The sequence below is a fragment of the Lautropia dentalis genome (assembly GCF_003892345.1).
GTDB lineage: Bacteria > Pseudomonadota > Gammaproteobacteria > Burkholderiales > Burkholderiaceae_E > Lautropia > Lautropia dentalis.
Map to the genome: position 1 here is coordinate 1,203,011 of NZ_RRUE01000002.1, position 15,000 is coordinate 1,218,010.

The window sequence follows — 15,000 nt, forward strand, 5'->3', positions numbered from 1 at the left end:
GCAGGCCCATCTCGCGCCGTAGACGTCCGACACGATCCCGTCCGACCTTCTGTCCCTGGTGCCGCAACAGCGCATGTACGCGCAGCACCCCATAGGTCTGGCGCCCCGCCTCGTGAGCCGCCCTGATGTGAACACGCAGGCGCTCGTCGTCCCTGGCCCGTTGGCTGGGCTGGCGCTTGAGCCAGGCCAGATAGCCGCTGCGAGAAACCTCCAGTGCCCGACAGGCCACGGTCAACGGGTACCCCTTGCCGTGAACCCTGTCCTTCAGGAACGCGTACCTTGCAGGGACTCCTTCGCAAAGTACGCGGCGGCCTTTTTTACGATCTCTCGCTCCATCTCGGCACGGGCCAGCTCCCGGCGCAGTCGCACCACCTCGGCCTGAAGCTCCTCGCGGCTGGCCTCGGCCACACCCGAGAATGGCTTGCTCGGTCCCTTGGCCTTGACCACCCAGTTGGCCAGTGACCCCTTCGGAACCCCCAGCCTGGCGGCGACCTCGGCTTGCGAAAGTCCCTGTTCAAGGACCATCCTGACGGCCTCCGTCCTGAACTCGGCCGTGTAACTCTGATTCTGTTTCATCCGTTGACCCTCCATGGCCATTCTCCCTCATGTGGGTGTCTACGGAAGTCAGGCTACCTCACTGCTGATCAGCCACGATCTTGCCGTCATCCACTTCATGTGCGACGACATCGGTGTCATGCAGCAGGGCCGGCTGGTGGAGCAGGGTGCTGCAGACACCGTGCTCGACGCCCCGCAGCATGACTACACCCGGCAGCTGCTCGCTGCCGTTCCGGAACTCGGGCAGGCAGCGGACTGAACGTCACTTTCCGGCTGCCATCCGGGGGCACCCTGTTCACTGGTTGCTGGCCCTGCTTAGAGATGGATTGCGCCACCGGTGTCGCGAGACATGACGGGATGAGCTGCCCTTCGTTCCGGGTGCAGGCCGTACCTGCACTGGTCAGCCTTTCCCGTGCCGCTGCACCCCCGCCATGGGCAGCCCCTGGCAGCTCCTGTCGTCTTGGCCTGCGCTCCCAGGCGCGTTTTACGGGGACGCCCGGGTTCAGAACACGCGCTACAGCCCGAGCCGCTGCGCCACGTAATCCGCGTCCTTGTCGCCGCGGCCCGACAGATTCACCAGAATGTGCTGGCTGGCCGGCAGCCTCGGTGCCTCGCGCATCGCCCAGGCCACCGCGTGGGCACTTTCCAGTGCCGGAATGATGCCCTCCACCCGCGACAGCGTCAGGAACGCCTGCAGCGTCTCGTCATCGCTGGCCGTCGTGTATTCCACGCGCCCGATGTCCTTCAGGTAACTGTGCTGCGGCCCCACGCCCGGATAGTCCAGACCCGACGCAATGCTGTGCACCGCATCCGGCGTGCCATCGGCCTTTTCCAGTACATAGCAGGCCATCCCGTGAATCTCGCCCGGCTTGCCGCGGGTCAGTGTTGCCGCATGCCGCCCCGGCCTGTCCAGCCCTTCACCGGCCGGCTCCACGCCCACCAGATGCACCCCGGCATCGTTCAGGAAGGCCGTGAACATGCCGATTGCGTTCGACCCCCCACCCACGCAGGCCGCCACATGGTCCGGCAGCCGGCCATGCCGGTCCAGAAACTGCTGGCGCGCCTCGCGGCCGACGATCGCCTGAAAATCCCGCACCATTTTCGGGAACGGGTGCGGCCCCACCACCGACCCGATGGCGTAGATGAAATCCTTCGGATTGGTCAGATACACCTCGAAGGCACTGTCCACCGCCTCTTTCAGCGTGGCTGCCCCGCGTGTCACCGGCACCAGCTTCGCGCCCAGAATGCGCATCTTCGTCACATTCGGATGTTCCTTTTCGATGTCCACCTGACCCATGTGGATCTCGCAGGGAATGCCCACCAGTGCACAGGCCGTGGCCAGCGCCACCCCATGCTGGCCGGCACCCGTCTCGGCAATCACCCGCGTCTTGCCCATGAACTTCGCCAGCAGCGCCTCGCCCAGGCAGTGATTGATCTTGTGCGCGCCCGTATGGTTCAGATCCTCCCGTTTCAGGTGAATCTGCGCCCCGCCCAGCTGCTGCGACAGCCGCCGTGCATGAAAAACCGGACTGGGCCGGCCCACATAATCGGCCATCAGCGTCGCCAGCTCATTCTGAAAGTCGGCCTGCTGACGGATCGTCTCGTAGGCCGTGTTGATGTCATCCATCGCCTGCTTCAGCGCAGGCGGCACCAGCTGTCCGCCGTAGCGGCCAAAATAGCCCTGCGCATCGGGAAGACTGGCATCGGGAAGCGGGAACGCAGAAGAAACCGTGGAAGCAGACGAAGCCGAAGAATCCGAAATGGACATGGCGTCTCCAGAAGGTACGGAACGGTACATGAGCGCGTGTCATGGACTCATTCGCTCGATGTCCCCGGCCGCCTGCTGCAAGGGAACCTCCGCAAAAGTCTGCGAGCGCTTCGGGCCCAGGATGGCCCGGGCATGGAAGCCAAAGTGCCGCAGGGCTTTTGCAGGGGCATCCAGGGCGCCGTGCGCAGGAAAGGCTGGTCACCTTGCCATGCAGGGCAACGCTGCCAGCGCGGGAGCGAATGCGTTCATGACGCACGAATGGGGTCATGACAAACTCCGGTATTGTCCCACTGTGTGCCCCCTGTCTGGAAACGCCGTTTTCGTGGGCTGTGTCCTGCTGTCCGACCCTGCAGTTTTCGTGGGCTGCGTCCCACTGTCCGGCCCTGCAGTTCCGGGGATGACACCACCCCACCGTGTCCCGCGGCGGCCGGTCTGTACAGGCTTTCTGCCCCGACCATGGAGAAACACCATGCTCCCCCTGCCTGCCTCATCCCGGCGCCGCTTCCCTGATGCCGAGCCCCTGCTGAGCCACTGTTTCGACACGCCGCTGGGCCCCATGGAAGTCATTGCCGGCCCCCTGGGCGTCAGCCTGCTCGAATTCACCGACACGGCCCGCCTGCAGCGCGAGCGTGACGACCTCTGCCGGCTGATGTCCACCGACATCCTCCCCGGCCAGAACGAGGGCACCCGCCAGGCCGAGCACGAAATCACCGAATATTTCCAGGGTATCCGGCGCGTCTTCAGCGTACCGCTCTTCACACCGGGTACCCCTTTCCAGCAGGGCGTCTGGGCGGTACTGCGCGACATTCCCTACGGCCAGACCATCAGCTACCAGCACGAAGCCCGGATCCTCTCCAACCCGCGTGCCATTCGCGCCGTGGCGGCGGCCAATGGCGCCAACCGCGTCTCCATCATCATCCCCTGTCATCGGGTCATCGGCAAGAATGGCACCCTGGTCGGCTACGGGGGTGGCCTGTCGCGCAAGCAGCAGCTCCTGGCCCATGAACAGGAATGGGAGCAGCCCTCCCTGTGGGTCAGCGGCTGAACAGCGATGCCGCCCCCATCGCCCCGGCCACCGCCGCCAGCAGCGGCAGCACCGCCGCATGGTGCTGTCCGGTGAACCCCATCACCAGCGCAAAGGCCGTCAGCGGGGCATTCATCGACACCGCCAGAAATCCCACCGACCCCGCCACGGCCGCCGCCAGCACACTGGCCTCGCCGGCCACACCGGGCAGCACATCCCATACCGGCAGCAGATGCAGCCCCAGGCCCGCAGCCAGACCAGCCAGTGCGCCAATGGCCACGCCGGGCGTCAGCGTCCCCCCATAGGCGCCACTGCGCAGGGTGAGCAGCACCACCGCCGTCTTGCCCGCCAGCAGCGCCAGGCAGAGCTGCAGCGTCGTGCCGTCATACGCCGTCTGCGCCGCCGAGCGGCCGTTGCCCAGCACCTGTGGCAGCCAGATCGCCACCACCCCCGTCAGCGCCAGCGCCAGCGGCAGTGCCCACAGCACCTGCCATTTCTGTGCCCGGTGCTTCTCCACGTGCTGCACGGCCCGCCGGAAGGCTGCCGCCGGCAACCCCACCAGCACCCCGATCAGCGCACACCAACCCACCGACACCGCTGAGCCACTGATCTGGCCCAGCACATAGAAGGTCTCGGTCGATACCGTCACACGGGCCACCAGCGTCGCAATCACCGACACTGTCAGCGCAACCACCCCATACCGTATCGAGAAACGCGCCAGCAGAATTTCCAGCGCAAACACCGTCCCGGCCAGCGGCACCTGATACACCCCGGCCAGACCGGCCGCCGCCCCGCAGGCCACCAGCAGGCGCCGCATCTCGTCATCCAGTCGCAGACCATCCACGATCCGCCCGGCAAACAGTGCACCCAGTTCCCGTGGTGCCACCTCCCGGCCAATCGGCGCCCCCGAGCCCACCGCCACGATCTGCAGCACCGCATGCATCATGTTCTCGAAAAAGGGTGGCCGCCGGCGCGCCGGTGTATCGGCCGCCACCGCCCCGTTCACTCCCACCACCGGGCGGCCCCGGAGCTGCAGCAGCGCCCAGCCCAGCGTCACCACCAGCCCGCCACCCAGCAGCGCCAGCATCCGCCGTTCCGGCGTCGTTCCTTCCGTCACGATGCGTGCCTGCGCCTCGGTCTGCCCAAAAGCCAGATGCTCGACCCCATGGATCAGCCACGACAGCGCTGCCGCCCCCAGCCCCGCAGCCACCCCGGTCAGGATCATCGCCAGCAGCAGACGCCACCGGATGCCCCCTTCGGAACGGGACGCCTGCAGGGCAGGGAACGGCTGTGCAGAGGACACCTGTGCAGCGGGAGCCTGTGCAGCGGGAACCTGTAGCACAGGGCTGGCCCCGGCCGGAGAGGAAGGGGCGGGCAGGGGAGAAGGGGCAGCATCAGGCATCATGGCAACCGCAGGAGCGTCCAGCCGGCCATTTTAGAGCGTGTCATGGATGGACGGGCTGGCAGAAGAAGCCCGGCTGAAGCAGTTATCTGCGGGTGCGCGGGGACCGCTCCCCGGGCGGCACCGAAATCACCACCGACACCCGAATCTCCGTGGGCACCTCCGGCTGCACTTCCTGTGGTGAGGCGCTGGCCCGCTCCCGCTCCAGATATAGCGCCCGGCCAGCACCCGGCAACGCCTTTTCCGGGCCGGGCCAGGCAATCTCCAGCTGTCCGACCGGTGAAGGTGATGCCGTCAGTTCGACGGGCAGCCGTGTTTCCTGCTCCCGCCACTGCATGGCGGCCTGTTCGATGGCCTCGCGCACGATCCTGATACCTGCCGGCCCCAGTGCATCCTGGTCCTGCCACTGGATCGTCGTCTGCTCGGCCGTTTGCCGTTGCACCCTGACCTCGGTCTGACGCACGGTCTGGCGCGCCTGCCTTGCTTCGGCCGGTGGTACCGTGGTCTTGCGGGATGTCTTGCTCCGGGTTCCCCGGGTGCGTGCCTTCGGTGCCGGTGATACATCCGGCAGATCGCCGCCCGGACCCGCCATGCTGTCCGCAGTGGCATCCATCGACGCAGAGATTCCCGACGGCATGTCTGCCTGTCCTGCAGCCGCCGATGTCCCGGCCTGCTGCGAGGCGGCCTTCGTCCGGCGACGCGGGGCGGCCCGCTTCGTCGTGCCTTCCGTCGCTGCTTTTGTTCTGGTCCGCGTGGCAGCCTTCCGTCGCGGGGCCGCCACAGGTTCATCCACATCGGCCATCTTGGCCACCACGGTCCCGGCCATGGCCTGGTCAGCCACATCGGCCACCACGGTCCCGGCCATGGCCTGGTCAGCCACATCGGCCACCACGGTCCCGGCCATGGCCTGGTCAGCCACATCGGCCACCACGGTCCCGGCCATGGCCTGGTCAGCCACATCGGCCACCACGGTCCCGGCCATGGCCCGGTCAGCCATATCAGCCACCACGGTTCCGGCCATGGTCTGGTCAGCCACGTCAGCCACCACGGTTCCGGTCATGGCCCGGTCAGCCACGTCAGCCATCACCGTCCCGGCCCGGACCTCACCGGCCACGTCAGTCCGTACCCTTCCTGCACCGACCGTTTCAGCCACGGATGCACCGGCGTCATGGATCCTGGCCATCTCCGTGATCCCGGCCTCAGCCATGGCCGGTTGCCGCCCAAGCCGGGATGGCGGGGTGGACGTCCCCTCGTGTGCGACTGTGCCCATATTTGTCGCAACGACGGCTGGAAGCGGCTCCCGCACCACGTCCCGCGCCTGGAGCATGCCCGGTACGCCAGCACCGGCACCCTGACCAGCCACCGCCGCCAGTGGCACCGCTGCCCGTGCAGGCAGCCGCACCGCAACCTGTTCCACTGCGCCGTGCGCGGCGCTCTCGTGCGCCGGTGCTGCCTTCTTCTGTGGCCACAAGTGTGCCATGCCCATCCCCGCACTCACCGAGGCCAGCAGGGGCAGGGCTGCCGTATCGTGCTGGCCCGTGAAGCCCATCACCAGCCCGAACGCCGTCAGCGGCGCATTCATCGACACCGCCAGAAAGGCCGCCGACCCCGCCACGGCTGCCGAATGCAGATCGGCCTTTGCCGCGCTGGGGGGCAGCCACTCCCAGACCGGCAGCTGGTGCAGCCCCGTGCCCAGCAGGATGCCCGACAGAGCCCCCAGCGCCACTGCCGGCTGCAGCGTCCCGCCATAGGCGCCACCGCGCAGCGTGGCCAGCACCACCACACTCTTGCCCAGAATCAGCGCCAGACACATGCCCATCGTGATGCCGTCGTAGGCCGTCTGCGCCACCGAGCGCCCGTTGCCCAGCACCTGCGGCAGCCAGATCGCCACCACCTCCGTCAGCAGCAGTGCCAGCGGCAGCGCCCACAGCACATCCCACTGCTTGGCCCGATACTGTTCCGCATGCAGCACCGCACGCCGGAAGGCCGCCGCCGGCAGCCCCACCAGCGTCCCGATCACCGCGCTCCACAGCACCGTCACCACCGATCCGTCGATCTGGCCCAGCACATAGAAGGCGTCGGTCGTCACCTCGACGCGTGCCACCACCGTCGCAATCACCGACACCGCCAGCGCCACGATCCCGTAGGTCACCGTAAACCGCCCCAGCAGGATCTCCAGCGCAAAGATCGCCCCGGCAAATGGCACCTGATACACCCCGGCCAGTCCCGCAGCCGACCCACTGGCCACCAGCAGCCGGCGCATCTCCTCGTCGATGCCCAGCCGGTCACAGATCCGTCCACTGAACAGCGAACCCAGCTCCCGCGGTGCCAGTTCGCGTCCGATGGGGGCACCCGAACCCACCGCCACGATCTGCAGCAGCGCGTGCACCGTCCCCTCGAAAAAGGGAGGGCGCCGGCGGGCGGGCGTATCGGCTGCGATCGCCCCCTTGATCCCCACCACGGGCCGCCCCTTCACCTGCAGCCACGTCCAGCACAGCGTCACCAGCAGTCCGGCACACAGCAGCGCGCCCATCCGCCGCTCCGGCGTCGTGCCCTCCGTCACGATGCGTGACTGGGCCTCGCTCTGCCCGAAAGCCAGATGCTCGACGAAATGAATCATCCACGACAGTGCGGCCGCCGCCAGCCCCGCCGCCACACCGGTCAGCACCACGGCCAGCACCAGCCGCACCCCCGGAAAGGGGCGGGGAGGAGAAGCGTTTTTCATCATGTCCGATACAACAAAACAGACAAATGTCCAGCATTTTATGCGCGATGTGGCGATTTATAATGTGTTGTTACAAATTCAGCCTGATTTTGATGGCTGATGTGGTGGCCCCATGGCTGTCGGATTCTCTGCCAGATTCCGGCCCGATTCCCTGCCGTTCTTGAAGATTTGCGTGGCCAGCACCCCCACACGCTTGCCCAGAATCAGCTCTGGACATTGCCCGTCTGGGGCGTGTGTCCTGGCGCGAGTAGCCACCATAGGCCGCCAGCAGCGCTTCTGGACACAGCCTATCTGAAGTGTGTGTCCCGGACTCATTCGTCCCCGCGAACCTGCCTTCAGGCGCGCAGGGCAAGGTGCGGCAGGGCCACAGTGTCCTGAATGGCTTCAGGACACTGTCAATACAGCCATGCGTACCCCAAAGGGGAGCCTTCCGGGCCAGCCGGGGACGAATGAGTCCCGACACACGCTCTGAACCGCCTCCAGTGGTCCCCACCGCAGCGTCCGTTCCCGCAAGCGGGTGCGGCAGGGCGGTTCTCCTGCCCAAACTGCGGGGTTGCAGAAAACGGCGTCCCCCCATGTCCTGCGTGGCCTTCGCCCCGGCCAGCCGTTACACTGTCGGCTTGCAGCGATGTGGATACCGGGCGTCCCGCTTTCCTGGGCGCGTTCTTCTTCCGTGCCCCGCCTTCTTTCACGCCCCGCTGCCCTTCCTTCCCCGCTGGGTGCCGGCCTGACTGGTGCGCAGCATCAGCGTGGTCCTGACCAGCGTACTCTGTGATCCCGGGATTGTCATGCCAGCCAGAATCTTGATGATCGACAACTACGACTCCTTCACCTACAACATCGTCCAGTACCTGGGCGAGCTGGGGGCGGACGTCACCACCATCCGCAGCGACGCCATCGACCTGGATGGCATCCGCAGCAACAATCCCTCCCACCTCATGTTCTCTCCCGGCCCCGGTGACCCGGACGGCGCCGGCGTCACCCTCGACGCCATCCGCACCTTTGCCGGCCAGATTCCCATGTTCGGCGTCTGCCTGGGCCAGCAGGCCATCGGCCAGGCCTTCGGCGGCAAGGTCGTGCGTGCCAAACGGGTCATGCACGGCAAGCACGACACCGTCATCCACAACGGCAAGGGCGCCTTTGCCGGCCTGCCCGAGCGCTTCCAGATCGTGCGCTACCACTCCCTCGTCATCGACCCCGCCACCGTTCCCGACTGCCTCGAAGTCACCGCCTGGACCGAAGACGGCGAGATCATGGGCCTGCGCCACCGGGAGCTGCCGATCGAAGGCGTGCAGTTTCACCCCGAATCCATCGAAAGCGAACACGGCCATGCCCTGTTCAGGAATTTTCTGGAGCAGAACCAATGAGCATCACCCCGCAGGAAGCCCTCACGCGCACCATCGAGCATCGCGAAATCTTCCATGACGAGATGCTGCACCTGATGCGCATGATCATGCAGGGTGAAGTTTCGCCCGTCATGACCGCCGCCATCATCACCGGCCTGCGTGTCAAGAAGGAATCCATCGGCGAGATCGCCGCAGCCGCCGAAGTCATGCGGCAGTTCGCCACGCCCGTCCACGTCGCCAACAGACAGAACTTCATCGACATCGTCGGCACCGGTGGCGACGGCGCCCACTCCTTCAACATCTCCACCACCGTCATGTTCGTCGTGGCGGCCGCCGGCGGCGCCGTTGCCAAGCACGGCAACCGCAGCGTCTCCTCCAAATCCGGCGCGGCCGACGTCCTCGAAGCCCTGGGTGCCAACATCATGCTCACCCCCGCCCAGGTCGCTGCCTGCATCGACCTCTGCGGCATCGGCTTCATGTTCGCCCCCAACCACCACCCGGCCATGAAGAATGTCGCCCCCATCCGCAAGGAACTGGGCGTGCGCACCATCTTCAACATCCTCGGGCCCCTCACCAACCCTGCATCTGCCCCCAACAACCTGCTCGGTGTCTTCCACCCCGACCTCGTGGGCATCTTCGTGCGCGTCATGAAACAGCTGGGCGCCGAGCGCGTCCTGGCCGTGCACGGTATGGACGGCATGGATGAAATCTCCCTCGGCGCCGACACCCTCGTCGGCGAACTGCGCAACGGCCAGATCAGCCAGTACCGCATCCATCCCGAAGATTTCGGCTTCCAGATGGCCTCCAACCGCCAGCTGCGCGTCAGCACCCGCGAAGAATCCCGCGACATGCTGCTGGCCGTCCTCGACGACACCCCCGGCGCCCCCCGCGACATCGTCGCACTCAATGCCGGCGCAGCCCTCTACTGCTGTGGCGTATCCGGCTCGCTGGCCGAAGGCATCCGCCTCGCCCAGCAGACCATCGCTTCCGGCGCCGCCCGAGAGAAGCTCGACGAGTTCGTGCGCGTCACCCAGTCCTTCGGCAACTGAAGCGGTCCTGTAACTGGTAGTCACCATGAAAGTTCCAACTGTTCTGGAAAGAATCATCGCCACCAAGCGCGATGAAGTCCGCGCCGCCCGTGCCACGCTGGGCGAACCCGCCCTGCGCGGCCAGGTCGCCGAACGCCTGAAAAACGACCCTCCGCGCGGCTTCGCCCGCGCCATCCAGCAGCGGGTCATGGCAGCCGCCGCAGCCTTCAATGCCGGACACGCCCCGGCGCCCGTTGCACCCGCCATCATCGCCGAAGTCAAGAAAGCCAGCCCCAGCAAGGGCGTCATCCGCCCCGACTTCGAGCCCGTTGCCTTCGCCCGCAGCTACGAAAAGGGTGGTGCCACCTGCCTGTCCGTCCTCACCGACCGGCAGTACTTCCAGGGCCACGACGACTACCTCCGCCAGGCACGCGCAGCCGCTTCCATTCCCATCCTGCGCAAGGACTTCACCATCGACCCCTGGCAGGTGCAGGAAGCCGCTGCCATCGGTGCCGACTGCATCCTGCTCATCGTCGCTGCCCTCTCCGACGACCAGATGGCCGAACTCGCCGCCTGCGCCCGGGAAAACCAGCTCGATGTCCTCGTCGAAGTGCACGACGGCGCCGAACTCGACCGCGCCCTGCGTCTCGACACCCCGCTCATCGGCATCAACAACCGCAATCTGCACGACTTCAGCGTCAGCCTCGACACCACCCTGAACCTGCAGAAGCGCCTGCCCACCGACCGCATCACCATCTCCGAAAGCGGCATCGCCGGCCCACAGGACATCGCCCTCCTGCGCCAGGGCGGCATCCACGCCTTCCTCATCGGCGAAACCCTCATGCGCGCCCCCGACCCGGGCCTGCAACTGGCCCGCTGGCTGGCAGGCTGAACGTCTCCCCCAGGAACGCCCCCCTTTCAGAGCGCTGCCCTTTTTCGCCGCCTTCCTTTCGAAGAAGAACCTTCCCCCAGCCACGCTGCCCGCAACGGATTGGCCTCGCCAGTGGCTTCCAGCTTCAGCATGGCGGGCGCCGCATCCAGCACGACCTGCGCTGCCAGAAGCTCGTCCCGCCTGAACGCCATCACCTCCACCCGGTCGCCGGGCGAATACCGGGTCAGCACCGTCTTCAGACGGGCCTCCGTACAGCGCAGCCCATCCAGCGCCACCAGCCGGTCTCCTGCCGACAGTCCCGCACGTGCAGCCGCCCCATCGCGCTCTGCGCTCAAAATGGCCAGCTCCCCGTCGCGCATCCCGGTACGAGCCCCCAGTGAACAACGCTCCTCACCCGAAGGCGTCTCCCGCAGCACCAGACCCAGCGGCCTGAACAGCTTCGTCAGCGGCAGTTCCCCGGTCCCATAGGCCCACGCCCGGATCTGCCGCCGCAGATCCAGCCCCGTCGCCTCGCGAATCAGCGCCGGCATCTCATCCTCCCCCACGCCCGCCGCACGGAAGGTACCAGTGCCCCGGTACGAAACAGCGTGTCCGCCGACCACGGACATCGAGACTTCATCGCGCCTGCGCCGCCCCGCATGCCCGTCACTGCCTGTACCTGCACCCGCACCTGCGCCTGCACCTGCACCTGTACCTGCACCTGTACCTGCACCTGTACCTGCACCTGTACCTGCACCTGTACCTGTACCTGTACCTGTACCTGCACCTGCACTTGCACTTGCACTTGCACTTGCACCTGTGCCTGTGCCTGTGCCCGCACTCGCTCCTGTCCGGTCTTCCCGCGGCAGCGCGTCATCGGCATAGAACCCCCGCCCGAATCGCTGCCACAACAGCCGCATCACGTCATCCAGTGACTTCTGCCCGCCGGTCCGTTCCCGGATCAGCAGATCCAGGCACAGCGCCACCAGCGATCCCTTCACGTAGTAGCTCGACACCGCATTCAGCGTATTCTCATCCGGCCGGTAATACTTGATCCACGCATCGAAACTCGACGCCGCCACACTCTGCAGTCGTCGTCCAGGATTTGCGGCCACCCGCTGAACGCTCTTCTCCAGCAGCCCCAGATAGGCCTGTGCATCAATCACCCCCGACCGAACCAGCATCAGATCGTCGTAATACGATGTGAATCCCTCGAACACCCACAGCAGGTCCGTATATACCTCGCCACCCAGATCGTAGGGCGCAAACCGCGCCGGCTTGATCCGTTTCACATGCCAGGTATGGAAATACTCGTGCGCCGCCAGCCCCAGAAACGTCTGATATCCCGCCGGCGTCCCCTGCATCCCCACCCACGGCAGATCATCCCGCGAACATATCAGCGCCGTACTGCTGCGATGCTCCAGTCCCCCATAACCATCGCCCACCGCCATCACCAGAAACAGGTAGCGCGATACCGGTGCCCGCTTCGTTCCTGGTTCGAACAGGGCAACCTCCTGCGCACAAATGGGCTTCAGATCGGACACCAGCCGGTCAAAATCCACATCGGCACGCCCCGTCACCACCACCTCGTGGCGGCACCCCCCAACCTCGAAACACGCCACCCGAAAACGCCCCATCTCCACCGGATGGTCAATCAGCGCATCATAATCCCGCGCCCGGAAACGCCCGAACGCATACAGCGCCGCATCCTCTCCATGGTGGGTATCCACCCGCACATCCGGAACGGACAGCACATTGGCCGTCATGCGTCCCGCCGCAGCCGCTCGCATACCTGCCGTCGCACGTCCTGCAGCAGCCGCTTGCATTCCTGTCGCGGCACGCTCCGTCGCAGCAGCCCGCATGCCTCTCGTCACGAGCGCCTCCGCAGGAACCCGCACACCGGTCGTCGTGCGCCCCTTCGCGGCAGCCTGCATACCGGTCGTCGTGCGCCCCTCCACAGCAGTTTGTGCACTGGACCTCGCGTATTCCGCCACGGCGGTTCGCACGGCTGCTGTCACATGCCCCGCAGCAGTACCTCTCTTCGCCCCCGGCTGCCGGACTGCCGTGGACCATTCCCTGACTCCAGAGGCGGCAACCTGTTCAGACTTCCCTGTCGCCTTGCGCGGAGACTTGCGCTCTGTTTTCTGGCTGCCGCCGCCGGCCTCCACACGTGGCAGTGTGGTCGCCAGTTGCCAGTCCGCATAATCCGGCCCGGCGGGCGGCAGAATATCCACGGTACATGGCCTGTCTTCCTGGCCCCGCACCGCCAGAAACACACTGCTGCCATTGAAAAAACCATGCGTCGTATCCAGATGCGCCGCCCGGACAGACAGATCCCACGCGTACACCTGATAGCGCACAAGTAGCCCGAAACCATCAGTCGGCAGGGCCCCGCACCGCCATGTGTGCTTGTCAACCTTGAACACCGGCACTGGCATGCCGGGATCCGGCACCTCTTCCTCATGCACAGACCGGCCGGAGGCCTGGACTGCTGCTGCCACCGATTTCCTGCCCGCTCGCAAGGTGCCTCCTGCAGTTCCGCACCCTCCGTCCCATTCTGCCCCTTGCCTTGGGCGCCACGATGCCTCTTGCCCCGAGCCCCGTTCTGCCCCTTGTCTTGCATCCCATGATGCCCCTCGTTCTGCGTCCCGTGATGCCGCTTGTCCTGTGCCCCCTGACGCCGCTTGTCTTGTGTCCCGCGATGCCTCTTGTCCTGTGCCCCCTGACGCCCTTTGTCTTGCGCTCCGGGATGCTTCCTGTTCTGCGTCCCGTGGTGCCCCCTGTTGTCCTGCGTCCTGTGTCGTTCCTTGCCAGCTGTCCCGTACTTGCGCTGCAGACAGTGAGTGCTTCAGACGGGCAGGAGGGCGATGGCATGCCCAGGCCGAAACCTGATCTATATGCCGGGCAAACTCCCGCACCAGATAACTGCCCGGAATCCACACCGGCAGAACCAGTTCCTGGCCAGAAGGTTCCGGATTGGCCACCCACATCATCACCTCGAACAGGTGAGCCCCCGGATTCACCGGAAAAATCGAATAATGAACCGCGTCCAACACCAGACTCCAACACAAAGACAGGAAAACAGAACAGCCACCCCCGGTAACCCCCCGACCGACGCATCAGGCATTTCGACAGCCTTCCTGATGACCAGGGGAGCCTCCGCAAAAGTCCTGCGGCACTTTGGCCTCCATGATCGGGCGATCCAGTGCGTTGCCATTGCCGCCAGTAGCACTGCTATTGCCGCCAGGGCGCCTTCTGGCTCATCCCGATCCCGGGGCCAAACCACTCGCAGACTTTTGCGAATCTCCCCGGTGATCCCGGTGGGCTCGTTGACAGCAGGGGGCGCGTAGCCAATTCTCCCCAAGGCCATTCTCCATGACAACCTGCGTCCTGTTCCAGCCACGCCCGCTGTACGCGCCAGCCCCCAGCCCACCAGCCCAATTTTCCAGCCCATCACCCCATCACCCCATCACCCCATCACCCCATCACCCCATCACCCCATCACCCCATCACCCCATCACCCCATCACCCCATCACCCCATCACCCCATCACCCCATCACCCCATCACCCCATCAACCCATCAACCCATCAACCCATCAACCCATCAACCCATCAACCCATCAACCCATCAACCCATCAGCCCTGCAACCCTGCAACCCTGCAACCCTGCAACCCTGCAACCCTGCAACCCTGCAACCCTGCAACCCTGCAACCCACCAGCCCACCAGCCCACCAGCCCACCAGCCCACCAGCCCACCAGCCCACCAGCCCACCAGCCCACCAGCCCACCTGTCGCCATCCCTCCATCTCTCCAACCCTCCGGCAGCCGGTTGCCAGTCCCCCACACCTGGAATCAACCTGCAAGTGCAACACCCCATCCCCATTGAGGTGTTGCCATGGAACAGCCCCGAATCTTGACCCACCTCAGCCCTGTAGAGCGAGCCACCATCACGTTCCGCAATCTCCATATACCATGGCCGCGGGGCAACACAGCGAACCTCCCAATGTTCTGCTGTGCCAGCTCCTGCCCAACAAGGGCATGGATCTTTCAGCCATCAGCCGGACCCGCCTGAACGACATTGCCCGACTGGTGAACGGGGGGCCGCGCCTGGTACTGGATGCCCACCTCCTGACGAAGACATGACGAAGATTCTTGAAGGCCACGCCAGGAAGCCTCTTGTTGCACTTGACTCTTGAGATCGCCCTCCTGCAACCGTCCATGTCCGGTACTGTTCCCCCACCCAGGCCGGACCGTGCATGCCCCGCCACTTGCCTGCTGA

Annotated in this window: 10 protein-coding genes and 3 pseudogenes; 5 read left to right on the plus strand and 8 right to left on the minus strand. The window is 65.7% G+C overall.

Translation table 11 applies throughout. From position 1 onward, the window contains the following. Both EHV23_RS16660 and EHV23_RS16665 read right to left on the minus strand, forming a co-directional pair. Positions 1-229 (minus strand): IS3 family transposase (locus EHV23_RS16660; protein ID WP_420813070.1); only part of this gene is annotated, 229 nt, incomplete at its 3' end. 35 nt (positions 230-264) lie between these two features. Next, the gene (locus EHV23_RS16665; protein ID WP_158615971.1) at positions 265-576 is read right to left on the minus strand and encodes a transposase; all 312 of its coding nucleotides are present in this window, start codon (positions 574-576) and stop codon (positions 265-267) included. A gap of 13 nt (positions 577-589) precedes the next feature. On the opposite strand from EHV23_RS16665, the gene EHV23_RS12855 reads away from it, so the two are divergent. Continuing rightward, positions 590-814 carry an ABC transporter ATP-binding protein gene (locus tag EHV23_RS12855; RefSeq protein WP_420813062.1) on the plus strand — a complete coding sequence of 75 codons (225 nt, stop codon included), beginning with the start codon at positions 590-592 and terminating at the stop codon, positions 812-814. Between the two features lie 255 nt (positions 815-1,069). On the opposite strand, the gene trpB is transcribed toward EHV23_RS12855, so the two are convergent. Then, positions 1,070-2,323, minus strand: coding sequence for a tryptophan synthase subunit beta (gene trpB / locus EHV23_RS12860; RefSeq protein ID WP_125096420.1), 1,254 nt, complete (start codon positions 2,321-2,323; stop codon positions 1,070-1,072). A 469-nt stretch (positions 2,324-2,792) separates the two neighbouring features. On the opposite strand from trpB, the gene EHV23_RS12865 reads away from it, so the two are divergent. Next, positions 2,793-3,368 carry a methylated-DNA--[protein]-cysteine S-methyltransferase gene (locus EHV23_RS12865; RefSeq protein WP_125096421.1) on the plus strand — a complete coding sequence of 192 codons (576 nt, stop codon included), beginning with the start codon at positions 2,793-2,795 and terminating at the stop codon, positions 3,366-3,368. Here the strand turns inward: EHV23_RS12865 and EHV23_RS12870 are convergent. Further along, positions 3,358-4,650: a chloride channel protein gene (locus tag EHV23_RS12870; protein WP_158615972.1), complete on the minus strand. Its 1,293-nt coding sequence runs from the start codon at positions 4,648-4,650 to the stop codon at positions 3,358-3,360. The genes EHV23_RS12865 and EHV23_RS12870 overlap by 11 nt on opposite strands. A gap of 184 nt (positions 4,651-4,834) precedes the next feature. After that, positions 4,835-7,477, minus strand: a complete 2,643-nt coding sequence (locus EHV23_RS12875; RefSeq protein ID WP_125096423.1) for a chloride channel protein — start codon at positions 7,475-7,477, stop codon at positions 4,835-4,837. Positions 7,478-8,262: 785 nt separating this feature from the next. On the opposite strand from EHV23_RS12875, the gene EHV23_RS12880 reads away from it, so the two are divergent. Genes EHV23_RS12880 through trpC form a run of 3 tightly spaced genes read left to right on the plus strand, consistent with a single transcriptional unit; the run spans position 8,263 to position 10,740 of the window. After that, positions 8,263-8,841, plus strand: a complete 579-nt coding sequence (locus EHV23_RS12880; protein WP_125096424.1) for an anthranilate synthase component II — start codon at positions 8,263-8,265, stop codon at positions 8,839-8,841. Continuing rightward, entirely contained in the window at positions 8,838-9,869 is a 1,032-nt protein-coding gene (trpD, locus tag EHV23_RS12885) for an anthranilate phosphoribosyltransferase (protein WP_125096425.1), read from the plus strand. Before EHV23_RS12880 ends, trpD begins: the two co-directional genes overlap by 4 nt. Before the next feature lie 25 nt (positions 9,870-9,894). Then, positions 9,895-10,740, plus strand: coding sequence for an indole-3-glycerol phosphate synthase TrpC (trpC, locus tag EHV23_RS12890; protein WP_125096426.1), 846 nt, complete (start codon positions 9,895-9,897; stop codon positions 10,738-10,740). An 860-nt stretch (positions 10,741-11,600) separates the two neighbouring features. Here trpC and EHV23_RS16670 read toward each other — a convergent pair. The 3 pseudogenes from EHV23_RS16670 to EHV23_RS16410 form a co-directional block, all read right to left on the minus strand. Beyond that, positions 11,601-12,416, minus strand: a pseudogene (locus tag EHV23_RS16670) (M61 family metallopeptidase); the annotation flags it as partial. A gap of 444 nt (positions 12,417-12,860) precedes the next feature. After that, a pseudogene (locus EHV23_RS16215) lies at positions 12,861-13,220 on the minus strand (M61 family metallopeptidase); the annotation flags it as partial. A gap of 381 nt (positions 13,221-13,601) precedes the next feature. After that, a pseudogene (locus EHV23_RS16410) lies at positions 13,602-13,775 on the minus strand (M61 family metallopeptidase); the annotation flags it as partial. Between the last annotated feature and the right edge of the window lie 1,225 nt (positions 13,776-15,000).

Bases quoted from the DNA above. Each gene is read 5' to 3' on its own strand.
- trpB (WP_125096420.1), bottom strand. From the start codon at position 2,323: ATGTCCATTTCGGATTCTTCGGCTTCGTCTGCTTCCACGGTTTCTTCT.
- EHV23_RS16665 (WP_158615971.1), bottom strand. From the start codon at position 576: ATGAAACAGAATCAGAGTTACACGGCCGAGTTCAGGACGGAGGCCGTC.
- trpD (WP_125096425.1), top strand. From the start codon at position 8,838: ATGAGCATCACCCCGCAGGAAGCCCTCACGCGCACCATCGAGCATCGC.
- EHV23_RS12875 (WP_125096423.1), bottom strand. From the start codon at position 7,477: ATGATGAAAAACGCTTCTCCTCCCCGCCCCTTTCCGGGGGTGCGGCTG.
- EHV23_RS12855 (WP_420813062.1), top strand. From the start codon at position 590: ATGGCCATTCTCCCTCATGTGGGTGTCTACGGAAGTCAGGCTACCTCA.
- trpC (WP_125096426.1), top strand. From the start codon at position 9,895: ATGAAAGTTCCAACTGTTCTGGAAAGAATCATCGCCACCAAGCGCGAT.
- EHV23_RS12880 (WP_125096424.1), top strand. From the start codon at position 8,263: ATGCCAGCCAGAATCTTGATGATCGACAACTACGACTCCTTCACCTAC.
- EHV23_RS12865 (WP_125096421.1), top strand. From the start codon at position 2,793: ATGCTCCCCCTGCCTGCCTCATCCCGGCGCCGCTTCCCTGATGCCGAG.